23 protein-coding genes are annotated in these 23,629 nt (G+C 67.9%); 11 read left to right on the top strand and 12 right to left on the bottom strand.

All coding sequences use genetic code 11. From position 1 onward, the window contains the following. Nucleotides 1-219: 219 nt before the first annotated feature. Nucleotides 220-882 (top strand): TetR/AcrR family transcriptional regulator, encoded by a 663-nt coding sequence (locus HMPREF0591_RS00370; RefSeq protein WP_050789959.1) that lies wholly within the window; start codon nucleotides 220-222, stop codon nucleotides 880-882. On the opposite strand, the gene HMPREF0591_RS00365 is transcribed toward HMPREF0591_RS00370, so the two are convergent. Next, complete coding sequence (locus tag HMPREF0591_RS00365) at nucleotides 816-1,562, bottom strand: DUF429 domain-containing protein (protein WP_007166382.1); 747 nt, start codon at nucleotides 1,560-1,562, stop codon at nucleotides 816-818. The two genes, HMPREF0591_RS00370 and HMPREF0591_RS00365, sit on opposite strands and share 67 nt — an antisense overlap. 44 nt (nucleotides 1,563-1,606) lie before the next feature. Here HMPREF0591_RS00365 and purB point away from each other — a divergent pair, with 44 nt between their 5' ends. Both purB and HMPREF0591_RS00355 read left to right on the top strand, forming a co-directional pair. Then, the gene (purB, locus tag HMPREF0591_RS00360; RefSeq protein ID WP_040620806.1) at nucleotides 1,607-3,025 is read left to right on the top strand and encodes an adenylosuccinate lyase; all 1,419 of its coding nucleotides are present in this window, start codon (nucleotides 1,607-1,609) and stop codon (nucleotides 3,023-3,025) included. Beyond that, complete coding sequence (locus HMPREF0591_RS00355) at nucleotides 3,022-4,269, top strand: cytochrome P450 (protein WP_007166380.1); 1,248 nt, start codon at nucleotides 3,022-3,024, stop codon at nucleotides 4,267-4,269. Before purB ends, HMPREF0591_RS00355 begins: the two co-directional genes overlap by 4 nt. A 44-nt stretch (nucleotides 4,270-4,313) precedes the next feature. Here HMPREF0591_RS00355 and HMPREF0591_RS00350 read toward each other — a convergent pair whose 3' ends face one another. Then, nucleotides 4,314-4,934 carry a hypothetical protein gene (locus HMPREF0591_RS00350; RefSeq protein ID WP_007166379.1) on the bottom strand — a complete coding sequence of 207 codons (621 nt, stop codon included), beginning with the start codon at nucleotides 4,932-4,934 and terminating at the stop codon, nucleotides 4,314-4,316. A gap of 64 nt (nucleotides 4,935-4,998) precedes the next feature. On the opposite strand from HMPREF0591_RS00350, the gene HMPREF0591_RS00345 reads away from it, so the two are divergent. Beyond that, a complete protein-coding gene (locus tag HMPREF0591_RS00345; protein WP_007166378.1) occupies nucleotides 4,999-5,886 on the top strand; it encodes a phosphoribosylaminoimidazolesuccinocarboxamide synthase in 888 nt (295 codons plus the stop codon). Then, nucleotides 5,883-8,030 carry a S9 family peptidase gene (locus tag HMPREF0591_RS00340; protein ID WP_007166377.1) on the top strand — a complete coding sequence of 716 codons (2,148 nt, stop codon included), beginning with the start codon at nucleotides 5,883-5,885 and terminating at the stop codon, nucleotides 8,028-8,030. The genes HMPREF0591_RS00345 and HMPREF0591_RS00340 overlap by 4 nt, the downstream gene beginning before the upstream one ends. A 154-nt stretch (nucleotides 8,031-8,184) precedes the next feature. On the opposite strand, the gene HMPREF0591_RS00335 is transcribed toward HMPREF0591_RS00340, so the two are convergent. Both HMPREF0591_RS00335 and HMPREF0591_RS00330 read right to left on the bottom strand, forming a co-directional pair. Then, nucleotides 8,185-9,798 carry a DHA2 family efflux MFS transporter permease subunit gene (locus HMPREF0591_RS00335; protein WP_007166376.1) on the bottom strand — a complete coding sequence of 538 codons (1,614 nt, stop codon included), beginning with the start codon at nucleotides 9,796-9,798 and terminating at the stop codon, nucleotides 8,185-8,187. Between the two features lie 197 nt (nucleotides 9,799-9,995). After that, a complete protein-coding gene (locus tag HMPREF0591_RS00330; protein WP_007166375.1) occupies nucleotides 9,996-11,609 on the bottom strand; it encodes a DHA2 family efflux MFS transporter permease subunit in 1,614 nt (537 codons plus the stop codon). A gap of 134 nt (nucleotides 11,610-11,743) precedes the next feature. Between HMPREF0591_RS00330 and HMPREF0591_RS00325 the strand changes: the two genes are divergently transcribed. Both HMPREF0591_RS00325 and HMPREF0591_RS00320 read left to right on the top strand, forming a co-directional pair. Beyond that, nucleotides 11,744-12,448: a DUF2334 domain-containing protein gene (locus HMPREF0591_RS00325; protein WP_007166374.1), complete on the top strand. Its 705-nt coding sequence runs from the start codon at nucleotides 11,744-11,746 to the stop codon at nucleotides 12,446-12,448. Nucleotides 12,449-12,496: 48 nt separating this feature from the next. After that, complete coding sequence (locus HMPREF0591_RS00320; RefSeq protein WP_007166373.1) at nucleotides 12,497-14,164, top strand: FAD-binding dehydrogenase; 1,668 nt, start codon at nucleotides 12,497-12,499, stop codon at nucleotides 14,162-14,164. Nucleotides 14,165-14,302: 138 nt separating this feature from the next. On the opposite strand, the gene HMPREF0591_RS00315 is transcribed toward HMPREF0591_RS00320, so the two are convergent. Next, the gene (locus HMPREF0591_RS00315) at nucleotides 14,303-14,941 is read right to left on the bottom strand and encodes an MBL fold metallo-hydrolase (RefSeq protein WP_007166372.1); all 639 of its coding nucleotides are present in this window, start codon (nucleotides 14,939-14,941) and stop codon (nucleotides 14,303-14,305) included. Here HMPREF0591_RS00315 and HMPREF0591_RS00310 point away from each other — a divergent pair. The 3 genes from HMPREF0591_RS00310 (at nucleotide 14,918) to purQ (ending at nucleotide 16,624) form a co-directional block, all read left to right on the top strand. Next, nucleotides 14,918-15,652, top strand: coding sequence for a hypothetical protein (locus tag HMPREF0591_RS00310; protein WP_007166371.1), 735 nt, complete (start codon nucleotides 14,918-14,920; stop codon nucleotides 15,650-15,652). The genes HMPREF0591_RS00315 and HMPREF0591_RS00310 overlap by 24 nt on opposite strands. A 61-nt stretch (nucleotides 15,653-15,713) precedes the next feature. Further along, complete coding sequence (purS, locus tag HMPREF0591_RS00305) at nucleotides 15,714-15,953, top strand: phosphoribosylformylglycinamidine synthase subunit PurS (protein ID WP_007166370.1); 240 nt, start codon at nucleotides 15,714-15,716, stop codon at nucleotides 15,951-15,953. After that, complete coding sequence (gene purQ / locus HMPREF0591_RS00300; protein WP_007166369.1) at nucleotides 15,950-16,624, top strand: phosphoribosylformylglycinamidine synthase subunit PurQ; 675 nt, start codon at nucleotides 15,950-15,952, stop codon at nucleotides 16,622-16,624. The genes purS and purQ overlap by 4 nt, the downstream gene beginning before the upstream one ends. Here purQ and HMPREF0591_RS00295 read toward each other — a convergent pair. The 4 genes from HMPREF0591_RS00295 to HMPREF0591_RS00280 all read right to left on the bottom strand — a co-directional run bounded on the left by HMPREF0591_RS00295 (nucleotide 16,621) and on the right by HMPREF0591_RS00280 (nucleotide 20,517). Further along, nucleotides 16,621-18,000 carry a WS/DGAT/MGAT family O-acyltransferase gene (locus HMPREF0591_RS00295; RefSeq protein ID WP_208857730.1) on the bottom strand — a complete coding sequence of 460 codons (1,380 nt, stop codon included), beginning with the start codon at nucleotides 17,998-18,000 and terminating at the stop codon, nucleotides 16,621-16,623. The genes purQ and HMPREF0591_RS00295 overlap by 4 nt on opposite strands. A gap of 51 nt (nucleotides 18,001-18,051) precedes the next feature. Further along, entirely contained in the window at nucleotides 18,052-18,867 is an 816-nt protein-coding gene (locus tag HMPREF0591_RS00290; RefSeq protein ID WP_007166367.1) for a lysophospholipid acyltransferase family protein, read from the bottom strand. A 247-nt stretch (nucleotides 18,868-19,114) separates the two neighbouring features. Continuing rightward, complete coding sequence (locus HMPREF0591_RS00285) at nucleotides 19,115-19,582, bottom strand: YbjN domain-containing protein (protein ID WP_040620799.1); 468 nt, start codon at nucleotides 19,580-19,582, stop codon at nucleotides 19,115-19,117. Nucleotides 19,583-19,698: 116 nt separating this feature from the next. Next, nucleotides 19,699-20,517, bottom strand: a complete 819-nt coding sequence (locus HMPREF0591_RS00280) for an Rv0792c family HTH-type transcriptional regulator (protein ID WP_007166365.1) — start codon at nucleotides 20,515-20,517, stop codon at nucleotides 19,699-19,701. A 144-nt stretch (nucleotides 20,518-20,661) separates the two neighbouring features. Here HMPREF0591_RS00280 and HMPREF0591_RS00275 point away from each other — a divergent pair, with 144 nt between their 5' ends. Next, nucleotides 20,662-20,913 (top strand): VOC family protein, encoded by a 252-nt coding sequence (locus HMPREF0591_RS00275; protein ID WP_007166364.1) that lies wholly within the window; start codon nucleotides 20,662-20,664, stop codon nucleotides 20,911-20,913. Here HMPREF0591_RS00275 and HMPREF0591_RS00270 read toward each other — a convergent pair. From HMPREF0591_RS00270 to HMPREF0591_RS00260, 3 genes are read right to left on the bottom strand one after another with little or no spacing between them, the layout of a single operon-like run. Further along, nucleotides 20,910-21,365, bottom strand: a complete 456-nt coding sequence (locus HMPREF0591_RS00270; protein ID WP_007166363.1) for a cupin domain-containing protein — start codon at nucleotides 21,363-21,365, stop codon at nucleotides 20,910-20,912. The genes HMPREF0591_RS00275 and HMPREF0591_RS00270 overlap by 4 nt on opposite strands. 3 nt (nucleotides 21,366-21,368) lie before the next feature. Next, the gene (locus HMPREF0591_RS00265) at nucleotides 21,369-22,823 is read right to left on the bottom strand and encodes a dihydrolipoyl dehydrogenase family protein (RefSeq protein ID WP_007166362.1); all 1,455 of its coding nucleotides are present in this window, start codon (nucleotides 22,821-22,823) and stop codon (nucleotides 21,369-21,371) included. A 27-nt stretch (nucleotides 22,824-22,850) separates the two neighbouring features. After that, entirely contained in the window at nucleotides 22,851-23,531 is a 681-nt protein-coding gene (locus tag HMPREF0591_RS00260) for a haloacid dehalogenase type II (protein WP_007166361.1), read from the bottom strand. Nucleotides 23,532-23,629: the final 98 nt, after the last annotated feature.

Genomic DNA, 23,629 nt, shown 5'->3' with positions numbered 1-23,629 from the left:
AGGGGCGCCCGGGTGCCGGCCGGCGACAACGGCGTGGCTTGAGACGGCCCGGGCTTGAAGAGGATGTCCAGCGCGTACGCGCCCATCGCGCCGGCGCCGAGCCCCAGCAGGGCGCGGCGGCTCAAGTCGGGCATGCGGGCCATCATGCCATGTCCGTCCGGCGAACCGTTTGGCCGAAATGGCAATGCAGTACCACTTTGACTGGCACGATGGCTACTCGTGACGGCAGCGGTCACTCCCAAGGGAGAACGTCGACGGTATGCGCTCGTGAGCGCCGCCGCCGAGCTGCTGGCCGAAGGTGGATTCGAGGCGGTGGGTCACCGCGCGGTCGCCCGGCGGGCCGGTCTGCCGTTGGCGTCGACCACGTATTACTTCTCCTCCCTTGACGATTTGATCGCGCGCGCCGTCGAACACATCGCGATGATCGAGGTGGCGCAGCTGCGGTCGCGGGTTGCCGCCCTCTCCCGCCGGCGCCGCGGACCCGAAACCATCGCGGAGGTGTTGGTCGACCTGCTCGTCGGGGACGTGTCCAGTCCGGGACTGAGCGACCAGTTGATCTCGCGCTACGAGCGGCACATCGCGTGCACCCGGCTGCCCGCGTTGCGCGAGACCATGCGGCGCAGCCTGCGCCAGCGCGCCGAGGCGGTGGCCGAGGCCATCGAGCGCTCGGGCCGCACGGTGCACCTCGAGCTGGTGTGCACGCTGATTTGTGCGGTCGACGGTTGCGTGGTGTCGGCCTTGGTCGAGGGCCGTGACCCCCGCGCGGCGGCGGTGGGCACGGTGGTCGATCTCATCGACGTGCTCGCCCCGATCGATCAGCGCCCGGTCCGCTCGGCGGGCAACGACGGCGTGACGATGTATCCGGTGGCGAAGTCGCCGTAAATCGTCACGTCCGTCGGACGGCGCTGCGCGTACAGCGCGACGTAGGCGCAGACCACGGCGTCGACCGGATCCTCCACGCTCCGCAGTTCGCTTTTGCGCTGGGCGCGGGACACCCGCATGCGCAGCCGAACCCAATCCTCATGGCCCGCCACGTGCAACGGCACCGCCGCGTCCGCGAGCTTCTCGATGCCGTCCATCAACACCAGCAGCTCCGATTTCAGCTGTTCGACGCCGCGGCCGGGTTTGGCCTTATACTTGAGCGTCCGCGCCAGCCGGAACAGCACGACGGTTGCCGGATGCGGGTAGACCTCGATGGCGCGCCGCGAAGCCGGCGATCGCGGATCCATGTCGAGCCCCATCGTCCGCGCCAATCGCGCCGCACGTGGTCCCTGGGCGAACTCCGGTTTTGTGGTGTTGGCGGGGTGCGCCCCGGCTTCGAACCTGCGGAAGTCGCGGTTGAGCGCCGCCTCGGCGGGACGCTGGCCGGTGGGGTTGGTCACCACCAGCGGCGCGTCGAAGGCGACCAGGCAGTCGCCGCGCACGTAGGGCGACAACGCGGCGAGTACCGCGGCGTCGTCACCGGCCGCGCCCACGTGCACGAGGCGGCCCCCGCCGTCGACGGCGGCGATCCCCGTGGGATTGCGCCCGGCCCAGGCCAGATCGACGCCGGCGAAGTACACGTGCCTACGGTATGGCGGCCGGGCCGATCGTAAGCTCTATATCTGTGAGCATTCCGAACGTCCTGGCCGCCCGATACGCCAGCGCGGACATGGTCGCGATCTGGTCGCCCGAGGCGAAGGTCGTCGCCGAGCGCCGGCTGTGGCTGGCGGTGCTGCGGGCGCAGGCGGAGCTCGGGGTGGATGTTCCGCCCGACGCCATCGCCGATTACGAGCGGGTGGTCGAGGACGTCGACCTGGCCTCGATCGCGGAACGGGAGCGGGCGCTGCGTCACGACGTCAAGGCCCGCATCGAGGAGTTCAACGCGCTGGCCGGTCACGAGCATGTGCACAAGGGGATGACCAGCCGAGACCTGACCGAGAACGTAGAGCAACTGCAGATCCGGCGGTCCCTGGAATTGGTCTTCTCCCATGGCATCGCGGTGGTGGCGCGGCTCACCGAACGGGCGGTGGCCTACCGCGACCTGGTGATGGCCGGACGCAGCCACAACGTCGCCGCGCAGGCCACGACGTTGGGCAAGCGGTTCGCCTCCGCCGCGCAGGAGACGTTGATCGCGCTCACCCGCGTGCGCGAGTTGATCGACCGCTATCCGCTGCGCGGCATCAAGGGCCCGATGGGCACGGCCCAGGACATGCTGGATCTGCTGGACGGCGACGCGTCCAGGCTGGCCGACCTCGAGCGGCGCGTGGCCCAATTCCTGGGCTTCGCAACCGTTTTGACCAGCGTCGGGCAGGTTTATCCGCGTTCGCTCGACCACGACGTACTCTCCGCCCTGGTGCAGCTCGGGGCGGGGCCGTCGTCGATGGCCCACACCATCCGGCTGATGGCCGGGCACGAACTGGTCACCGAGGGATTCGCGCCGGGCCAGGTCGGCTCGTCGGCGATGCCGCACAAGATGAACACCCGCAGTTGCGAACGGGTCAACGGGCTGCAGGTGGTGCTGCGCGGCTACGCCTCCATGGCCGCCGAGCTGGCCGGCGCGCAGTGGAACGAGGGTGACGTCTTCTGCTCGGTGGTGCGCCGAGTTGCGTTGCCGGACAGCTTCTTTGCCGTCGATGGGCAGATCGAGACCTTCCTGACCGTGCTGGACGAGTTCGGCGCCTACCCCGCGGTGATCGCCCGCGAGCTGGATCGCTACCTGCCGTTCCTGGCCACCACCAGGGTGCTCATCGCAGCGGTCCGTGCCGGCATGGGACGCGAGGCCGCGCACCACGTCATCCGCGAACACGCGGTCGCGACCGCACTCGCTATGCGGGAACGCGGCACGGAACCCGACCTGCTGGACCGGTTGGCCGCCGACGAGCGGCTGCCGCTGGACCGAGCGGCGCTGGACGCCGCGCTGGCCGACAAGAACGCGTTCACCGGCGCCGCCGGTGACCAGGTGGACGAGGTGGCCGCGATGGTGGACGCGTTGGTGAGCCGCTATCCGGACGCCGCCAAGTACGCCCCCGGTGCGATCCTGTGACGCTGGCCGGCGCGCTCGCGAGGGTCGACTTCACCGACCTGGACAACTTCGCTCACGGATTCCCGCACGACTTGTTTGCCATCCACCGGCGCGAGGCCCCGGTGTACTGGCACGAGCCGACCGACAACACCCCCGACGGGGAGGGCTTCTGGTCCGTCGCCACCTACGCGGAAACGCTTGAGGTGCTGAAGGATCCGGAGACCTACTCGTCGGTCACCGGCGGCGGCCGGCCGTACGGCGGCACGTTGCTGCAGGATCTGGCCATCGCCGGTCAGGTCCTCAACATGATGGACGACCCGCGCCACTCACAGATCCGGCGGCTGGTCAGCTCCGGGTTGACACCGCGCATGATCCGGCTGGTCGAAGACGATCTGCGGGCGCGGGCACGCCGGCTGCTGGACGAGGTGGTGCCGGGTGAGCCCTTCGACTTCCTGGTCGATATCGCCGCCGAGCTGCCGATGCAGATGATCTGCATCCTGCTGGGAGTGCCTGAGTCCGAGCGGCATTGGCTGTTCGAGGCGATCGAGCCGCAGTTCGACTTCGGCGGTTCGCGCAAGGCCACATTATCGCAGCTATCGGTGCAAGAGGCTGGGTCGCGGATGTACGAGTACGGCCAGCAGCTGATCGCGTCGAAGCGCGCGGAGCCGACCGACGACATGTTGTCGGTCGTCGCCAACGCGATGGTCGACGACGCCGACGAGCCGTCGCTGACGGATCTCGAGCTCTATCTGTTCTTCAGCCTGTTGTTCAGCGCGGGCGCCGAGACGACGCGCAACGCCGTCGCGGGTGGTCTGCTGGCGCTGGCCAACCATCCGGAGCAACTACGGGCGTTGCGTGCGGATCTCGACGCGCTGCCGACAGCCGTCGAGGAGATCGTGCGGTGGACGTCGCCGTCGCCGTCCAAGCGGCGCACCGCCACCCGCGACGTCACGCTCGGCGGGCGGCCGGTCCGGGCGGGACAGAAGATTCAGGTCTGGGAGGGATCGGCGAACCGCGACGCGGCCGTGTTCGAGCGTGCCGACGATTTCGACATCTCTCGAAAGCCAAATCCCCACTTGGGTTTCGGGCAAGGCGTGCACTACTGCCTGGGTGCCAACCTGGCCCGGCTGGAACTGCGCGTGCTCTACGAAGAGCTGTTTTCGCGGTTCGGCGCGGTGCGGGTTGTCCGGCCCGTCGAGTGGGCTCGCAGTAATCGGCACACCGGCATTCGTCACCTGGTCGTGGAACTTCTCGAGCAGCGGTGACGATCCGGCGCGCCGATGTCGAGCCGACGCCGGGCCGCGCGGTGCTAAAGCCTGCCAATCGAGATGCCGGCCGCCCGTAGTTCGAGCGCGGCCAGGGCCCGGATGGTGAGCGGATCCTCCCGCCGCCACCCACCGACCGGGTCCGCGCTGACCGCGGCGAGCTTTCCCGGCGGCCGATTCGTCAGCGCCCGCAGGGCCAGGAGTTGCTCGCCGGCCGGGGTCGCGGCCAACGCCGTCACCGTCAACTTGCGTCGGAAAAATCGCAGCCGCAGGAGGAGCCAGGGGACGTCGGCGACGAGGATCGGGACGGCGGCGATGGCCATGGCCAGCAGGACCGCGAGCCAGCTGGCCGTGGAGTCCAGGTCGTGGCCTGCGCCCGCGAGATCCAGCGCAGCCTGGCTGGCCGAATTCAGGGGCTGGCTCAGCGCGTCCCCCACCAAAGGGATGTGCTGGGTGCTGTGGCCGGCCGACGCCAGATTGCCGGCGATGCCGTGCGCGCCGTTCTCGACCTGCCGGCCGGCGTCGGCGATCGTCGACACGGCGTCGTAAACCGCCAGGCCGACGAGCAGCCAGGCAGCGGTCCACAGGGTGACGGCGAAGTCGCTGAGCAGCTGGACCATCAGCCGGCCCGGTCGGGTGGAGTAGGGCAAAAACCGCGGGGTCATAGTCTCGATCCCAGCACAGCTCCCGACACAAGTCCCCTGATCGGGCGACCGATAGGCTGACCCGATGCGCCCTGCACTGTCCGACTACCGGCACCTGGCCAGCGGCAAGGTCCGCGAGATCTACCGCGTCGACGACGAACATCTGCTGCTCGTCGCGACCGACCGGATCTCGGCGTACGACTACGTGCTCGACAGCACGATCCCGGACAAGGGCCGCATCCTGACCGCGATGAGCGTCTTCTTTTTCGGCCTCGTGACCGCCCCCAACCATCTGGCCGGTCCGCCGGATGACCCGCGCATCCCCCAGGAGGTCCTGGGCCGCGGGTTGGTGGTGCGGCGGCTGGACATGCTGCCGGTGGAGTGCGTGGCCCGCGGTTACCTCACCGGGTCGGGGCTGCTGGACTATCAGGCGACCGGGAAGGTGTGCGGTATCACCTTGCCGCCCGGCCTGGTCGAGGCCAGCAAGTTCTCCGAACCCCTGTTCACGCCGGCGACCAAAGCCGCGCTTGGGGACCACGACGAGAACATCTCGTTCGACAGGGTGATCGAGCTGGTGGGCGGGGTGCGCGCCAACCAACTGCGCGACCGCACGCTGCAAATCTATGTTCAGGCCGCCGACCACGCCCTGACGAGGGGAATCATCATCGCCGACACCAAGTTCGAATTCGGCACCGACGCGGGTGGCAACCTGCTGCTGGCCGACGAGATCTTCACGCCGGACTCCTCGCGGTATTGGCCTGCCGAGGACTACCGGGTGGGTGAGGTCCAGACGAGCTTCGACAAGCAGTTCGTCCGTAACTGGCTCACCGGCCCGGAGTCCGGCTGGGATCGCCATGGCTCGCAACCACCACCACCGCTGCCCGACCACATCATCGAAGCCACCCGCGACCGCTATATCGATGCCTACGAACGCATCTCCGGCCTCAGCTTCGGCGACTGGATCGGTGCATGACTTCGACCGCAGGCCCGGTGCCGCCCGTCGCCAAGCGGCAGGACACCCGGCGCGAACATCACGGCGACGTCTTCGTAGACCCCTACGAATGGCTGCGCGATAAGTCCGACCCCGAAGTCATCGCCTATCTCGAGGCGGAGAACGACTACGCCGATCGGATGACGGCCGACCTCGAACCGTTGCGCCAGAAGATCTTCGAGGAGATCAAGGCCCGGACCAAGGAGACCGACCTGTCGGTGCCGACCCGGCAAGGCCAGTGGTGGTACTACGCCCGCACCTTCGAGGGAAAGCAGTACCGGGTCCAGTGCCGATGCCCGGTGAGTGGTCCCGACGACTGGGATCCGCCGATCCTGGACGAGGACACCGAGATACCCGGCGAGCAGGTCCTGCTCGACTCGAACGACGAGGCGCAGGGCCACGAATTCTTCGCACTCGGCGCCGCCACCGTCAGCCTGGACGGCAATCTGCTGGCCTATTCGGTCGACACCATCGGCGACGAGCGATATACGTTGCGCTTCAAGGACTTGCGCACCGGCGAGCTGTATCGCGACGAGATCGCCGACATCGGCGCCGGGGCGACCTGGGCGGCGGACAACCGGACCGTCTACTACCTGACCCTGGATGCGGCCCACCGGCCCGACAAGGTCTGGCGCTACCGGGTGGGTTCGGGTGAGCCGTCCGAGCTGGTGTATCACGAGGCCGACGAACGGTTTTGGCTCGGCGTCGGGCTCACCCGCAGCGAGGCTTACGTCATCATCGCGTCGGGGTCGTCCATCACCTCCGAATACCGCTACGCCGATGCCGCTGACCCGAACGCACGCTTCACCGTCGTGCTGCCGCGGAGCGAAGGTATCGAGTACGCGATCGAGCACGCCGTGGTGGGCGGGCAGGACCGATTCTTGATCCTCCACAACGAGGATGCGGTGAACTTCACGCTGACCGAAGCGCCGGTCAGCGACCCGACCCGGCAGCGCACCCTGATTCCGCACCGCGACGACGTCCGGCTCGACGGGGTGGACGCCTTCGCGGGTCACCTGGTGGTCAGCTACCGTCGGGAGGCGTTACCCCGGCTCCAGGTGTGGGACATCGATCCCGGCGGGGGATACGGTGAGCCCGAGGAGATTTCGTTCGACTCCGAGCTGGTGTCGGCCGGCCTCGCCGGCAACCCGAGCTGGGATGCGCCCAAGCTGCGGATCAGGGCGGGGTCTCTGGTCGTTCCGGCGCGGGTATACGACGTCGACTTCGCCACCGGCGAGCGCACCTTGCTGCGCGAGCAACCCGTGCTCGGCGGCTACCGCACCGACGACTACGTGGAGCGGCGCGACTGGGCCGTGGCGGACGACGGCGCCCGGATCCCGGTGTCCATCGTGCACCGCGCGGGCATCGAATTCCCGGCGCCGGCTTTGCTTTATGGCTACGGCGCCTACGAGATATGCACCGACCCCAGCTTCTCCATCGCCCGGTTGTCGCTGCTGGACCGGGGCATGGTGTTCGCCATCGCCCACGTCCGCGGTGGCGGTGAAATGGGCCGGCCGTGGTACGAGCACGGCAAGCTGCTGGAGAAAAAGAACACGTTCACCGACTTCGTGGCGGTGGCAAAGCATCTGGTGGACACGGGAGTCACCCGGCCGCGTCAGTTGGTGGCGCTGGGGGGCAGTGCGGGCGGTCTGCTGATGGGGGCGGTTGCCAACCTGGCGCCGGACCTCTTCGCCGGGATCCTTGCCCAGGTGCCGTTCGTCGACCCGCTGACCACCATCCTCGACCCCGCTTTGCCGCTGACCGTCACCGAATGGGACGAGTGGGGAAACCCGTTGCGGGACAAAGAAGTCTATCGCTACATGAAGTCCTATTCGCCCTATGAGAACGTCGAGGCCAAGCGCTATCCGGCGATTTTGGCGATGACCTCGCTGAACGACACCAGGGTCTACTATGTGGAGCCCGCCAAGTGGGTGGCGGCGTTGCGGCACGCCAACGGCAACGGCAGCCCGATCCTGCTGAAGACCCAGATGAACGCCGGACACGGCGGGGTCAGCGGCCGCTACAAGGCGTGGCAGGAAACCGCGTTTCAATACGCCTGGCTGTTAGCCGCCGCCGATCGCCACCGCGATCGCGGTGGTGAGGAGGACGGTCCCGGGGGTCGCTGAGCCGCCCCGATCTCGCCGGGATCGCGGCGCGGCGAGACACCGACCGAGCGAGGGTCGCCCGAGGTGGCGCGACAGCTGGGGTTAGAGGTGACAGCTGGGGTTAGATCCGCCATTGGGGCGCGTCGCTACGCCGATGTGTTCGGCGGTTGACGGCCTAGTCGTCGGTCGGTCGGACCGGCGCCCGCTTCGGTAGGAAAGCCGCCGGGATGATGGTGAACGTCACCAGCGCGACCGCAAGCACGAACACCGTCGTGTACGCGTGGGAAAGGTTGTTCAACAGGGCGCTCGCGACGTCGGGTGGCAGAGCCTGCCGCGCTGCTCCCGTGGCATCAGCCGACGGCCCTTGCCCGCCGACGTTTGACGGCAAGGATGCCGCCTTGCCCGCGATTATGTCGTTGCGGCTGATTTGAGTTGTCACGATGACAGCCATCAGGGCGGCTCCGATGGAGCTACTCATCTCGAGGTTGACACTCACCAGGGTCGTTCCGCGTGCGATCTGCTGCGGGGCAAGGGCTTGAACAACGGCCGCGCCGAGCGGTGCGGTGGTGCAGCCGATGCCCAGTCCCATGATCGCTAACCCGACCAGCAACGTAGGTAGGTAGTCGGCGTGCCTGGCCACGCCAACGGCAAAAATGGCCAAGCCTGCCGCGATCAGGGGAAGGCCGATCAGCACGACTTTGCCCGGGCCGCGCTTATCCGCATAGATGCCGGCAAGCGGCATGGTCAACGCGGCCCCGAGCGCCTGGGGGACCAGGCGCATCGCAGATTGCATCGGGGTTTCGTTCATCACCAGCTGGAAATAGCTCGGCAGCGTGAGCCCCGCGCCGACATAGCCGACGGTGAAGACCAGCAGGGTGAGGTTGGCCTGTGTGACTACGCGGTTCTTCAGCAATCTCAAGTCGATGAGCGGATGATCAGTTCGATACCAGGCATGGAAGACAAACGCGGTAATCAAGACGAGGCCGATGATCACCGGTATGAGGACGTAGCGGTCGGCTACCGTATGGCGTCCGGGAATGGATGACACGCCGCCCAGGAAGATCGCTACGCCGGGCGATAGCAGCAGCGCGCCGATGAAGTCCAGCGCTTCGCTCGGCTCAGGGCGGTCTCTCGGGAACAGGATCGCCGCAAGGACAATGGTGGTGATCCCGATCGGCAGGTTGATCAGGAAGATCCACTCCCACCCGTAGGTGTCGATCACCCAGCCGCCCAGGATGGGCGCACCGATTGGCGCAAGTACCAGCGGAATGCCGCCGATCGCTATCAAGCGACCAAGTCGTTGAGGGCCCGCCTCGCGTGTCAGGATCATCGAGCTCAGCGGCATGAGCATACCGCCGCCGAGACCCTGCACCACCCGGAACATAATGAGCGCCAAAATGTTTGGTGCTAGCGCGCAGAGCAACGAGCCCAGAGTGAAAAGAAAAACCGCGCCCACGAAGAGTCGTTTGGTGCCGAATCGATCGACTGCCCAACCGGTGACGGGGATCACGGTTGCCAACGCGAGCATGTAGCCCGCCATGGTCCACGACACAACCGCCAGGGTGGATCCGAACTGTGCGGCGAAGGTGCGTTGAGCCACGCTGACCACGGTGGTGTCGAGCAGCGCCATGATCGTGGCCATCCCACACACAGCCGCTACGCGGAAGAGTGCGGCGTCGAGCTTGTCGGGATACTGGCGTTCGTCCGCGTTTGATTGCCCGGTGGCAGCACTCGGTACCGGGGCGTCGGAGGTCACGGAATCGGCCTTCTGCATAGCGTTGCCGAGCATATCGGTACCCGTACCCTCACGCGGACCCTTTCAGACGTTTGCTTCGGCCCCGTCTTGATCTGCCGTTTGGGCTTGGTTCGATATCAGTTCACCACCATACTCAGGCCGGTGAACTGGATCGGGACGGCGTCGCTCCGCGCCCGCTGCCTGCGGGTTAACCCGCTTGCAACGTGTACGGAGCGGCGTTGTCGTGCCCGCTATCGGCCCGCCGTTTGGCTCGCCGGCTTTTTCGGCAGAAAAGACGCGGGAATGATGGTGAACACCACCAACACCACGGCTATCACAAATACCGCCGTATAGGCGCGGGAAAGGTCATGTAGCAGGCTGTCCCAGAAGCCGGCGCTCAGCGTCTGGCGCGGTATGGCGGACTGGTCGACGGGAACCCCGCTGACAGCGGCGTGCTGCTGTAACGCGGCGAGTTTGTTGGCGGCGGCAATATTCTCGCTCCGGTTGAATTGATTGGTCAGGATCGTCGACATCAGCGCGGTGCCCACCGATCCGCCGACCTGATGGCTGACGCTCATCAGCGTCGTGCCGCGCGCGATCTGGTGGGGGGCCAGGGCCTGCACCGCGGCCACGGACAGCGGCATCATCGTGCAGCCCATGCCGAGCCCCATGATCGCCAGGCCGACGAGCAGCGTGGGCAGGTAGTCGGCCTGCGTGGCGACACCGACGGCGAAGGTGCCCAGACCGGCGGTGATCAGCGCGACGCCGACCAACACGACCTTGCCGGGACCCCGTCTGTCCACCAGCGGCCCGGTCAGCCGCATGGTCAGCATGGCGCCGAGCCCCTGGGGGATCATGCGCAGCCCGGCCTGCATCGGGGTCTGGTGCCACACCTGCTGGAAATAACTCGGCAGCAGGAGGCCGGCGCCGAAGAAGGCGGTGGCGAAGACGAGCATCGTCACATTGGCGTGGGTGAGCACCGGATTGCGAAACAGCCGCAGGTCGATGAGGGGATGATCGGCGCGGTGCCAGGCGTGCGCGACGAACGCCGCGATCAACGTCAGCCCAATGGCCGCGGGGATCAGCACGTGCCGGTCGGCAACGGTTCCGCGGCCCGGCACGGTGGAGACCGCGAACAGGAACGTCGCCAGCCCCGGTGAGAGCAGGAGCACGCCGACGAGGTCGAAGGTTTCCGACCGGGCCGGGTCGTCCCGGGGAAAGATGACCGCGGCCAGCACGATCGTCACGAGTCCGATCGGGAGGTTGATCAGAAAGATCCACCGCCAACTCGAGGTGTCGATGAGCCAGCCGCCCAGGATCGGGCCGGCGATGGGGGCGAGCAGCATGGGGATGCTCAGAATCGACATCAGGCGGCCGAGTCGCCGGGGGCCGGCTTCACGGGTGAGGATCATGAACCCCAGGGGCAGCAGCATGCCGCCGCCGACACCTTGCACTACCCGAAACGTTATGAGTTGCAAAACATTAGCGGCCAGGGCGCAGAGCACCGAGCCCATCGTGAAAGCCAGGACCGACCAGATGAACAGCCGCTTGGTGCCGAACCGGTCGGCAGCCCATCCGGTTATCGGAATGACCGTCGCCAGGGCAAGCGTGTAGCCGGTCATCGTCCATCCGACGACCGCCTGGGAGGAGGCGAACTGGTCGATGAAGGTGCGCTGCGCGACGCTGACGACCGTGACGTCGATGATCGCCATGACCGTGGCCAGGATGCACACACCGGAGATCCGCAACAGTCCGGCGTCCAGCCTGTCGGGGTAGTCTCGCTCGTCGGCGTCCAACGCTGGGGCGTAGGGCAGCGGGGTTTCGGCCGCTGCGTAGGGGGCCTCATCCATGGCGTTGCTTAGCATATCGAATCGATCGCTTTGACCGGCCGTGGCGTGCGGTTTCTACGCCTTTGACGGTGCTCCGGCGAGTCTCGTTATACGCCTGCCGTCTGCGTGTCCTTCACCATTCCGACACTTGAGATCGTCAAACTGCGAGTGTGGCTGGAAAATTGATCGTCTCGGTCTCGGGGATAGGCGAACGCACCCTGACCGACGTCGAGGCGTTCTGCGCGCAAATGGATGCCCGCAACGTTCCGGTGTCGCTGTTGGTGGCGCCCCGACTCAGTGGCGACTATCGGCTCGACCACGACCCCCGCACGGTCGAATGGCTGGGCAACCGGCGGTCCGGCGGCGACGCCATCGTGCTGCACGGCTATGACGACGCGGCCACCAAGAAGCGCCGCGGTGAATTCGCGATCCTCCGGGCCCACGAGGCCAACCTGCGGCTGATGGCCGCAGATCGCGTGCTCGAGCACCTCGGACTGCGCACGCGGCTGTTCGCGGCGCCCGGCTGGGTTGTCTCCCCAGGTGTCGTCAAAGCATTGCCGGACAACGGATTTCGACTGCTCGCCGATCTGCACGGGATCACCGACCTGGTTCGGCACACTACCGTGCGTTCCCGCGTGCTGGGCATCGGGGAAGGCTTCCTCACCGAACCGTGGTGGTGCCGGATGGTGGTGTTGTCCGCCGAGCGGATCGCCCGGCGCGGCGGCGTGGTGCGGGTGGCCGTCGCCGCTCGTCACCTGCGCAAACCGGGTCCGTTGCAGGCGATGCTGGACGCCGTCGATCTGTCCCTGATGCACGGCTGCGCACCGACGGTGTACCGCTGGCGGCGCGACAAGGCGATTCTCGACGCGGCCTGACCAAGCGTCTCCTCGACCCTGCCTGCGCGGGCACTACCCTGGTCCGACATGAGCGAATCTTCGGCCGCGGGTTTCGGCGCGGACGCCATCGTCGTCGGGGCGGGACTCGCGGGTCTGGTGGCGGCCTGTGAATTGGTGGACCGGGACCTGCGTGTGCTGATCGTCGACCAGGAGAGCAGCGCGAACCTGGGCGGGCAGGCGTTCTGGTCCTTCGGCGGGCTGTTCTTCGTCGACAGCCCCGAGCAGCGCCGGCTCGGGATTCGCGACAGCCACGAACTCGCCCTGCAGGACTGGCTCGGCACCGCGGCGTTCGATCGGCCCGAGGACTACTGGCCCCGCCAATGGGCGCACGCTTACGTCGATTTCGCGGCGGGGGAGAAACGTCGTTGGCTGCGTGACCGGGGGCTGAAGATCTTCCCGTTGGTGGGTTGGGCGGAACGTGGCGGCTATGGCGCGCAGGGGCACGGCAATTCGGTCCCCCGCTTCCACATCACCTGGGGCACCGGTCCCGCCCTGGTCGAGATATTCGCCCGCCGGCTGCGGGACCGCTCGACGGTGCGTTTCGCGCACCGCCACCAGGTCGACGAACTGATCGTCGAGGGCGGCGCGGTGACCGGCGTTCGGGGCACGGTGCTGGAACCGTCTTCCGCACCGAGGGGCGTGGCGTCGTCACGAACATCCGTGGGACAGTTCGATTTTCGCGCGCCCGCCGTGATCGTTACCAGCGGCGGCATCGGCGGCAACCACGAGCTGGTGCGCAAGAATTGGCCGAAGCGGATGGGTCGCATACCCGAGCAGTTACTCAGCGGGGTGCCTGCGCACGTCGACGGCAGGATGATCGGCATCTCGCAGCGGGCCGGTGCGCGCGTGATCAACCCCGACCGCATGTGGCATTACACCGAGGGCATCACCGACTACGACCCGATCTGGCCGCTGCACGGGATCCGCATCATCCCGGGGCCGTCGTCGCTGTGGCTCGACGCGACCGGCAAGCGGTTGCCGGTGCCGCTTTACCCCGGGTTCGACACTCTCGGCACGCTGGAATACATCACCAAGTCCGGGTACGACTACACCTGGTTTGTGTTGAACGCCAAGATCATTGAGAAGGAATTCGCGCTGTCGGGCCAGGAGCAGAATCCCGACTTGACCGGGCAGAGCGTGCGCGAGCTGCTGCGTAATCGCGTGCGCTCCGGACCGCCGGGGCCGGTGCAGGCGTTCGTCGACCGCGGAGTGGACTTCGTCAGCGCACGATCGCTGCGGGAATTGGTGACCGCGATGAACGAGGTGCCCGGTGTGGCGCCGCTGGACTACGCCACGGTGGAGGCCGAGGTGACCGCCCGGGACCGCGAGGTCGCCAACAAGTTCAGCAAGGACGGCCAGATCACCGCGATCCGCGCCGCCCGCGGTTATCTCGGCGACCGGCTGGGCCGGGTGGTGGCACCGCACCGGCTGACCGACCCGAAGGCGGGGCCAATGATCGCGGTCAAGCTGCACATTCTGACCCGAAAGACGTTGGGTGGCATAGAAACTGACCTGGCGGGCCGGGTGCTGAAGGCCGACGGCACACCGCTCAACGGGTTATACGCGGCCGGTGAGGTGGCCGGATTCGGTGGGGGTGGTGTACACGGCTACCGTGCCCTGGAAGGGACGTTCCTGGGCGGCTGCATCTTCTCCGGGCGGGCGGCCGGTCGCGGCGTCGCCGACGACATCGCCTAACGCGGTCGCGCACCGCCGAGCGTCACGCGGTCGCGCACCGCCGAGCGTCACGCCAGCGTGACCCCGGCGGGCGCTAGTCGCGCTGGCGTGACGCTCGAGGGGTGGCGTGACGCTCGAGGGGTGGTCGGCGGGGAGTGGTCAGAAGCGGACCGCGTCCTCTTCGGGAAGCACTTGAAAGTCGGTGGTGGTCATCTCGGTCAGCCGCCCGTAGTAGATGCCCCGCGCGTCCGGGGCGATGATTCCTTGATGGATGGGCACCGCGCGCGCCGGTGCCACCGCACGCAGATAGTCGACCGCTTCGGAAATCTTCATCCACGGGGCGGCCGCCGGCGTCGCCAATACGTCCACCGGCTCGTCGGGCACGAACAGCGCATCGCCGGGATGCATCAGCCTCGCGCGGTGGTCGCCGTCGCCGACCAGGAACGAAATGTTCTCGATCACAGGGATTTCCGGGTGGATGACGGCGTGCTTGCCACCGACGGCGCGGACCGTCAGCTCACCGATGCGCAGCTCCTCGCCGACGTGCACCGCCTGGCACGGCGCACCCAGCTGGGCGGTGGTCTGCGGATCGGCATACAGCGGGGCGTCCGGGTTGGCCTCGAGGAGCGCCGGCAGGCGGCCGCCGTCGACGTGGTCGGGATGCTGATGGGTGATCAGGATGGCCGATAACCCCGTGATGCCCTCGAAACCGTGCGAGAAGGTTCCGGGATCGAAGAGCACGCGGGTGTGGTCGAATTCTGCGAGTAGACAGGAATGGCCGAAATGCGTCAGCTGCATGATTACGATTGTGCCCTGACGGGGGTGATGCCGATGCGGGTGATCCTGGCGACCATGATGGTGGTCGGCGGCCTCGCGGTGGCGTTGATCGTCGTGGTGCCCGGCCATGCAGAGCCACAAGCCTGCCCGCCCGTGTGCGACCAGATCCCCGACTCCGCGTGGATCCAGCGACGCGCCGTGCCGCTCGACTCGGTGTACAACTGGTCACCGCTGGCGGGTCTGGCGACGCAACTGACCGGGGCTGCCCCCGGCCCCCGGTTCCGCTTCGAGGAGCTCTGCGCCACACCCGCGGTGCCGCGGGACCCCCGCGACTCGGCGGTGGTGGCACGCGCCACAGTGCCCCACCCGGACGGGCAGTGGCAGCTGCAGGCGCAGATCCTGCACTGGCGCGGCGACACGGCAAGCGGCGGTGCCATCGCGGCGTCGGTGTACAGCAGCGCCGTCGCCGCGCTGCGCTCCTGCCAGCAACGCGCTCCCCAGCAATCACCCTCGATCACCAGCGACGAAACGAACCGGATGGCCGCGGTGATCAGCGGTCCGGTCGTCATGCACATTTATTTGGTCGCCCACCCGGCCAGCAGCACGATCAGCGAGCTCACGCTCTGGTCGGTGGGCCCGCCGCAGGTGCCGTGGCCGGCGATGGCGGACGACCCGGTGCTCAACGCCATGACCGCGCCCCTGTGCGACGCCTACATTGCCTCGTGCCCGTAACGGCCGAGCTGCGGCTTCGCCGGTACAGTTGGCGCGGAGACAGACCTGAGGAGGAGCGCCGGTGGGCCGGGTAGTCGTTCATGTGATGCCCAAAGCGGAGATTCTCGACCCGCAGGGTCAGGCGATCGTCGGCGCGTTGAGCCGACTCGGTCATCCGGGGATCTCAGATGTCCGTCAGGGCAAGAGGTTCGAACTCGAAGTGGACGACACCGTCGACGATTCGGTCTTGGCCGACATCGCGGAAACGCTGTTGGCGAACACCGTGATCGAGGACTGGACGATCAGCCGGGAGACCCAGTGACGGCCCGGATCGGCATCATCACCTTTCCGGGGACGCTGGACGACGTCGACGCCGCTCGCGCGGCGCGGTACGTCGGTGCCGAGGCCGTCAGCCTGTGGCACGCCGACGCCGACCTCAAGGGCGTCGACGCCGTGGTGGTGCCCGGCGGGTTCTCCTACGGCGACTACCTGCGGGCGGGGGCGATCGCGAGGTTCGCGCCGGTGATGGGCGAGGTGGTGGCCGCCGCGCACCGCGGCATGCCGGTGTTGGGCATTTGCAACGGGTTTCAGGTGCTGTGCGAGGCCGGGCTGCTGCCGGGGGCCCTGACCCGAAACACCGGCCTGCACTTCGTCTGCCGCGATGTGTGGCTGCGCGTGGCGTCGACGTCGACGGCGTGGACGTCGCGTTTCGAGCCCGGCGCCGACCTGCTGGTGCCGCTGAAATCCGGCGAAGGCCGCTACGTGGCGCCCGCCGATGTCGTCGAGGAACTCGAGGGCGAGGGCCGAGTGGTGTTCCGCTATCACGACAACCCCAACGGCTCGCTGCATGACATCGCCGGCGTCAGTTCCGCGAACGGTCGTGTCGTCGGCCTGATGCCGCACCCCGAGCACGCCATCGAAGCGCTGACGGGCCCGTCCGACGACGGGCTGGGCCTGTTCTATTCGGTGCTGGACGCGACGCTGTCCGTCTAGGCCGAAATCCCTGCGGCGGCGCGCAATTCGGCGAACGACGCGCTGATGGCGTCCGTCGCTTCGTGCGGGTCGTCGAACGTCCGGTCATCGGTGAGCACGGCGACGCCGAGCTGGTCGACGTAGCTCCACACGGTGATGTTGACCGGAGCGCCCGGCGACAACACCCCGGTCGAGTAGATCTCGCTGACCGCCGCGCCACCGAAATGGCCGCGTTCGCGCGGGCCGACCACGCTGGAAACCGCGACGTTCATCAGCCTGTTCGGCGCGTCGCGTCGCCCCAGCCACCGAAAGGCGGCCGGGGCGATGGCGGTCGGCAGGTAGGCCATCAGGCGGCCATACAACTCCGGGCCCATGATTTCGTGGTCCTCTTTGGCAATTCGGGTCGCCAGGGCGACCAGCCGTGCCCGCTCGGCGGCTTCGGCGACGTGTACCGGCAACGAAACCATCAGGCCACTGATCTCGTTGCCGGTGATGCGCCCCGACTTGTCGGTGGCCGTCGGTACGGAGGCAATGATCGGTCGATCGGCCGCACCGTCGTAGGCCAGCAACAGGGTGCGCAGGCCGCCGGCGGCCGTCGCCAGTATCAGGTCGTTGACGGTGATGCCCAGCGCCTTGGCGGTCGCCTTGGCGTCGGCCAGCGACAGCGTCGCGCTGGCGAACCGCCGCTGGGGCGATACGACGTGGTTCAAAAAGGTCGGCGGTGCGTCGAAGGCATCGGCCAGGTCGGGGTGGTGGCCCCGTTCCTTGGATCGGCGGCGGACCCTCGTCAGCCCGGCGGTGGCCTCGCGGATCAACCCGGGCAGTTCGGCGATCTGGCGGGCATGGTCGCGCGCGGCGGCACGCAGCAGATCGGCCGCCGACGCGGTGGCACCCGCTTCGTCATTGTCACGCTCGTCGGTCGGACCGTCCTGAAGATCCATGGCGCGGGCCAGCAGGTTGACGGATGCGACACCGTCGGCGAGGGCGTGATGGATCTTGCCGACCAAGGCGAACCGCCCCCCGGCCAGTCCCTCGGCGAAGTGAAACTCCCACAGCGGGCGGCTGCGGTCCAGCGGCGTGGAGGCGACCCGGCCGATCACCTGGTCGAGTTCGCGCCGCCCGCCGGGCGCGGGCACGTGGACCCGCCGCAGGTGGTAGTCGAGGTCGACCTCGCAGCCCTCCTGCCACATCGGGTGATGCAGCTGCCAGGGGATGTCGACGAGCTGATAGCGCAACGGCTCCAGCAGGTGCAGCCGGCGGCGCACATGACGGCGGAACGCGTCGAAACCGAAGTCGGGATCGGTGGGGTCGATCACCGCCACCTTCAACGTGTGGGTGTGCAGGTTGGGCGTCTCGCTGTAGAGCAGCATCGCGTCCATGCCGTTCAGCCTCTTCACGCGCCACCCTGCCATCGAATCAGCGTGGCCTGCAGTGGCTTTCGCACGATGTCAACCGAGGATGGGCAGTCGACGCTGACCGGCCAGCCGCTTGAGGGCTGACCCCATGACCTCGCGCACGTGGGCGTCGACCTCGTCGATGTCGGGATCGTCGCCGAACTGAGCGGTGACGTCGATCGGTTCGAGCACCTCGGTGACGATCTTGGCCGGTAACGGCAGGTTGGGCGGGAAGATCACGCTGAGCCCGAAGGGAAAGCCGAAGCTCACCGGCAAGATGTCCATGCGCGCCTTCGTCAACCCCAGCTTGCGCGCCAGCCAGTTGCCGCGGGCCAAGAAGAGCTGGGTCTCCTGGCCCCCGATCGACACGGTGGGCACGATCGGCACCCCGGCCTCGACGGCGGTCCGCACGTAGCCGGTGCGGCCGTTGAAGTCGATGGTGTTGGCGCTGAGGGTAGGCCGGTAGGAGTCGTAGTCGCCACCGGGGAAGACCAGCACCACCGCACCCGAATGCAGCGCGGCGGCGGCGTTTTCGCGGCTCGCCTCGATGACCCCGAGGCGGCGCAGCCAGCCGTCCAGCGGGCCCATGAACAGGCCGTAGTGGCCCAGCGTGTAGACGGGCCGGTCGTAGCCGAACTTCTCGTAGAACGCCGGGGAGAAGATCAACACGTCCGGCGTGAGCATGCCGCCCGAATGGTTGGACACCACCAGCGCGCCACCCGACGACGGGATGTTGCCGAGGTTGCGCACCTCGGCCCGATACCACCGCTTGATGACCGGTCCGAGGGCCTTGTTGACCTGCTCGGTGAATGCCGGATCCCATTTGGTGGTCTCGTGGTTGCCGACCACCTCAACGCCCCTACCCGCCATGACTCACCCCGCAGTTCCGTGTCCACGCCGTTGCTATTGATTGCCGGTGTGACGCAGATCTCAAACCCCGTGCCTGCTCAGGCATACCGCGCTCTTGAAAAAAGAGAATATCATATCCGTTTGCTGGGCCGTGACGGACGGCACCGAGACGCCCCGAATGACTTTGCCGCCGGATGTTCACCGGGTCCTGGCGCGGGGCGCAGCCGTCGCCGGCCCCGCCGCCGGGGAGACGGCGGAAGCCTTCGGATCAGCCCGCGTCGCGCAGCAACGCGTGCGCCGTCGGAAGCTCGACGGCGGGGCTCAAGTCGTCGAAAAGTTCGGTCGCATCCGCGATCGTGCGGTCGACGAAGGCCGCGAAGGCCTCGAAGGAAACGTTTTGCCGGATCCAGTGCGACCTGCGCGCCACCACACCGATCCGCTGGGGGTCCGACGAGCCGTGCACGATCGCGGTCACCTCCCGATCCTGGTGGTTCCACGTGTCCGCGAAGTGCACCAGCCAGGGGCGCTCGGTGGCGGGAAAGAAGCAGCCGGGAGTCACCCGGATGATCAGCACATCGCCGTGCGCGGGCGAGATCTCGAGATGGACGTGCAGGCGCCGCGGGTGGGCGCTGGTGACGAAGAAGTATTCGCCGTCGTGGTGTCCACGGAAATAGCGTCGCCCGCGGGTGCGCAGGTAACGTTCGACCAGCTTGGCGCACGTCGGCTCGTTCGTCATGAAAACATGCTGCGGCCAGTGACTTTGCGGATCCTGGGAGGCAAGCCAGGAGTCACCGAAGAATCTGTTGAGAATTCGCTGAGCGCCAGCCCGTCCGGGCCGCCCCCCGGTCACGGTCACCGCCGCTCGACGATGCCCGCGCCCGGCGCCGGCATGGTCCGTGGCAGCGTCACCGAGAACCGGTAGCGCTCGGGGCGGTAGTGGAACTCCACGACCTCGAGTGGCTTGTCGTCGCTGCCGTAGCTGATGCGTTCGAGCACGAGCACGGGGGAGCCCAACGGCAGGTTCAACGCGCCGGCCACCTCCACCGAGGCCCCGGCCGCGTGAATGTCGTACGTGGCGCGGATGACGGGGACGCCCAGTCGGCGCTCCCACATCGTGTACGTGCTTTCCATCGCCCGCGCGGATTCCGTGTCGGGCGCGCTCGACAGCAGCGGCTCGACCGCCTTGCCCAGCCCCGGCGGTAGATAGGCAATCATCAGCGCCAGGGGGACGTCCCCGTCGCGGAAGCGGCGGTGGACGCACAGCACTTTCGGCAAACCCAGCGTGTCGGCTACTCGTTGCGGGGGCTCCTCGACGCGATGCGACAGGACGTCGACGTGGGGGGTGATTCCGGAGCTCGCCAAGACCTCGGTGATCGTGCGCACGCCGGAGCCCAATTCTTGTCTCACCGGGTTGGTCACGAAGGTGCCCAGACCTTGCCGGCGCACCAGCCAGCCCTGCCGCTCGAGCAGTCCGACGGCCGCACGCACCGTGACCCGGCTCAGGCCGGAGCTGTCGATCAGTTCCCGCTCGCTGGGCAGGCGTCCGCCGCGCGGCAGGCGCTGCTTGATGATCGCGGACTTGAGCGCGTCGGCCAGCTGGGTGCTCGCGGGCACGCTGCCGCGCCGAACCCGCAGATCGGCGGCCTCGAGATCCAGCGACCGGTCGGTCATAAGACGTATTAAAACGTCCGGTGGGCGGGGCGTAAAGGCCGGCGCTCTCTGAGCCGTGTCGGCCGGCCCCCTCAACCATCGCTCGTCGAGGCCCGGATTACGCTGACAGCAAATGACTTTCGCCTCGCCGCAGGAGATGCGGACGTGGGCCTGACGGTGGAACGGATCGACCATGTCGTGTTGAACTGCAACGATGTCGAGGCGACCGCCGCGTGGCACGAGCGGGTGCTCGGGATGCGGCGCGAGACCTTCGGGCCGACCGGCCGGGTCGCGCTGCGTTTCGGGCAGCAGAAGCCCAACCTGCGGCCCGTCGGTGCCCTGGGCCCGATGACATCGCACTACTGCCGCGACGTCGACGGCAACCTGGTCGAAATCCCCGTGTACGAGAGACTTTAGAGCGGGTACAGCGCCGGGAGGTTCACCACGACCGCTTCCTGGGTGCTGCGCGCGATGACGACCTCCGCCGGTGTGTCCGGGTCCGGGTTCTCCTCTCGGTGCGGCAGATACGGCGGAATGAAGACGTAGTCGCCGGGAGACGTCGAGATGCGCACCTCTTCGGCGCCATCGTGAAAGACGAATTCCGGGTGGCCGTTGCGGACGTAGATGGCGGTTTCCGAGTCACCGTGATGGTGGTTGGCGGAGACGGTCGACGGCATGGCGTGGGTCTCACCCATCCACAGCTTCTCGGCACCGACCGACGTGCCGCTGAGCGCGGCGAAGCGACGAAGCCCCTCCGATTGCGCGGTCTCCGCGCTGATGTCCGATGCCCTGATGTGGTGCACCCGGTTGCCGGCGGCCTTCTGTGCCTGCTCGTCGAAATCGGGATGGAATCCGTCTGTGGTGGCCATGCGTCAATTATGGTCCGACGCATCCCGATACGCCTCGAGGAGACGCAGCCACAGCTCGCTGACCGTTGGGAAGCAGGGCACGGCGTGCCACAACCGGTCGACGGGCACCTCGCCGGCGACGGCGATGGTGGCGGCGTGGAGCATTTCGGTGACCCCGGGCCCCACCAGGGTGACCCCGAGGACGTGCTCGCGATCGCGATCGACCACCATCCGCGCGCGGCCGGCGTACCCGTCGGCGTAGAGCTTGGCCCCCATCACCGCGTTGCCGATCTCGACGTCGACAATGCGCACCCGGTGCCCGGCGTTCCGGGCCTGCTCGGCCGTCAGGCCGACCGCGGCGGCTTCGGGGTCGGTGAAGAAGGCCTGTGGCACGGCACGATGGTCGGCGGTGGTCGCGTGGCGGCCCCACGGTGCGGTGTCCACCGGGTTGCCCGCCGCCCGCGCGCCGATCGCCGCTCCGGCGATGCGGCCCTGATATTTGCCTTGATGGGTCAGCAGGGCTCGGTGATTGACATCGCCTGCCGCGTAGAGCCAGCCATCCCCGACGGCCCGCACCCGGCAGGTGTCGTCGACGTCCAGCCAGCTGCCGGGCGTCAGCCCGATGGTCTCGAGGCCGATGTCGTCGGTGAGCGGAGCGCGGCCGGTCGCGAAAAGCACTTCGTCGGCCCGCAATTCGGAACCGTCGTCCAATTCGAGGAACGCCTGCCCGCCGGCGGCGCGGCGCAGCGCCCGCACCGATACCCCGACCCGCACATCCACGCCCATCTCGGCGAGGCCGCGGCCGACGAGTTCGCCGACGAAGGGTTCCATCCGCGGTAACAGGCCCGATCCCCGCGCGAGCAGGGTCACCTGAGATCCCAATCCTCGCCAGGCCGTGGCCATTTCGACGCCCACGCCGCCGGCGCCCACGACGGCGAGCCGCCCGGGGACGTCGCTGCTGTCGGTGGCCCGGCGGTTGGTCCACGGTCGAGCTTCGTCGATTCCGGGTAAGTCGGGGAGGACGGGCCGGCTTCCGGTGCAGACCACGACCGCGTGGCGCGCGGTCAACTCGGAAGTCGCGCCGGTGTTAGCGGTGACGGTGACCCGCCGGGCGCCAGCCAGCCGCCCGTGGCCGCGCACCAGGGCGGCACCGATTCCGCTCACCCAGTCGGCCTGGCCGCTGTCGTCCCAGTCGCTGACATAGCGGTTGCGGCGACCGAACACGCCCGCGGCGTTGATGGGACCGCTGACCGCCTCGCGCGCGCCGTCGACGCGGCGAGCGTCCGAGACGGCGATCACCGGACGCAACAGGGCCTTGCTCGGCACGCAGGCCCAGTAGGTACATTCGCCCCCGACGAGTTCCCGCTCGACCAGTGCGACGGTCAGGCCCGCCGCCCGGGCGCGCTCCGCGACGTTCTGCCCGATTGGGCCGGCGCCGAGCACGATGACGTCATAGTCGGGTTCGTTGGCGGCTGCCATCGTCGACGATCCTCTCGGTGTTGTCACTCAGCCGGTGATGAGTCGCGCGGCCAGCTCGCGCATGTCAGCCGCGACGAGGTCGGGTTGGGACAGCCCATCGACCGGTAACGGCGGGTTGCCGGGCCGGGTGATCAGCGCAGCGCTGAACCCGACATTCTGGGCGCCGAGGGTGTCCCACACATGCGCGGCCACCATCATGCAGTCGGCCGGTGCCACCCCGAGCGCATCGCACACATACCGGTACACGGCGGGCGAGGGCTTGAAGGCGCGGCAGGCGTCGACGCTCAGTTGTCGTTCGAAGTATTCGGCCAGCCCGGAACTCTGCAACGCCGTCGGCCCGTCCGGGTTGGGCGGTGAATTGGTCAGCGTCACCAGGCGAAAGCCGTTGTCCCGCAGTCCGGCGAGGGCCTCGGCGGCATCCGGGTGCGCCGGCATGGTGACCAGACCGGTCTTCAGGCGGTGCAGGTCATCGTCGGAAACGTCGACGCGGTGGACATCCCCGACCATGCGCAGCACGCCTTGGGCGAGCGTGGAGAACTTCACGTAGCTGTCCGCCAGCGTCGCGGACATCGAGTACATGACCAGCTGGGCGAACCACTCGCGAAGCACCCGCTCGTCACCGAACAGATCGACGAAAAGCGGTGCCAGGGACTCGATATCGACCAGCGTCTCGTTGACGTCGAAAACCAGGACGGATGGTGTGGGCATGGCTAGGCCTCGGTCTTCTTCAGTGCGGGAACATCCGGCCGTAAGTACCCGGTCACGGACAAACAAATCAGAACCAGCGGCAACCAAGGGGCGGCGGC

Source organism: Mycobacterium parascrofulaceum ATCC BAA-614 (assembly GCF_000164135.1).
Taxonomy (GTDB): Bacteria; Actinomycetota; Actinomycetes; order Mycobacteriales; family Mycobacteriaceae; genus Mycobacterium; species Mycobacterium parascrofulaceum.
This window is presented reverse-complemented; position numbering and strand designations above follow the sequence as displayed.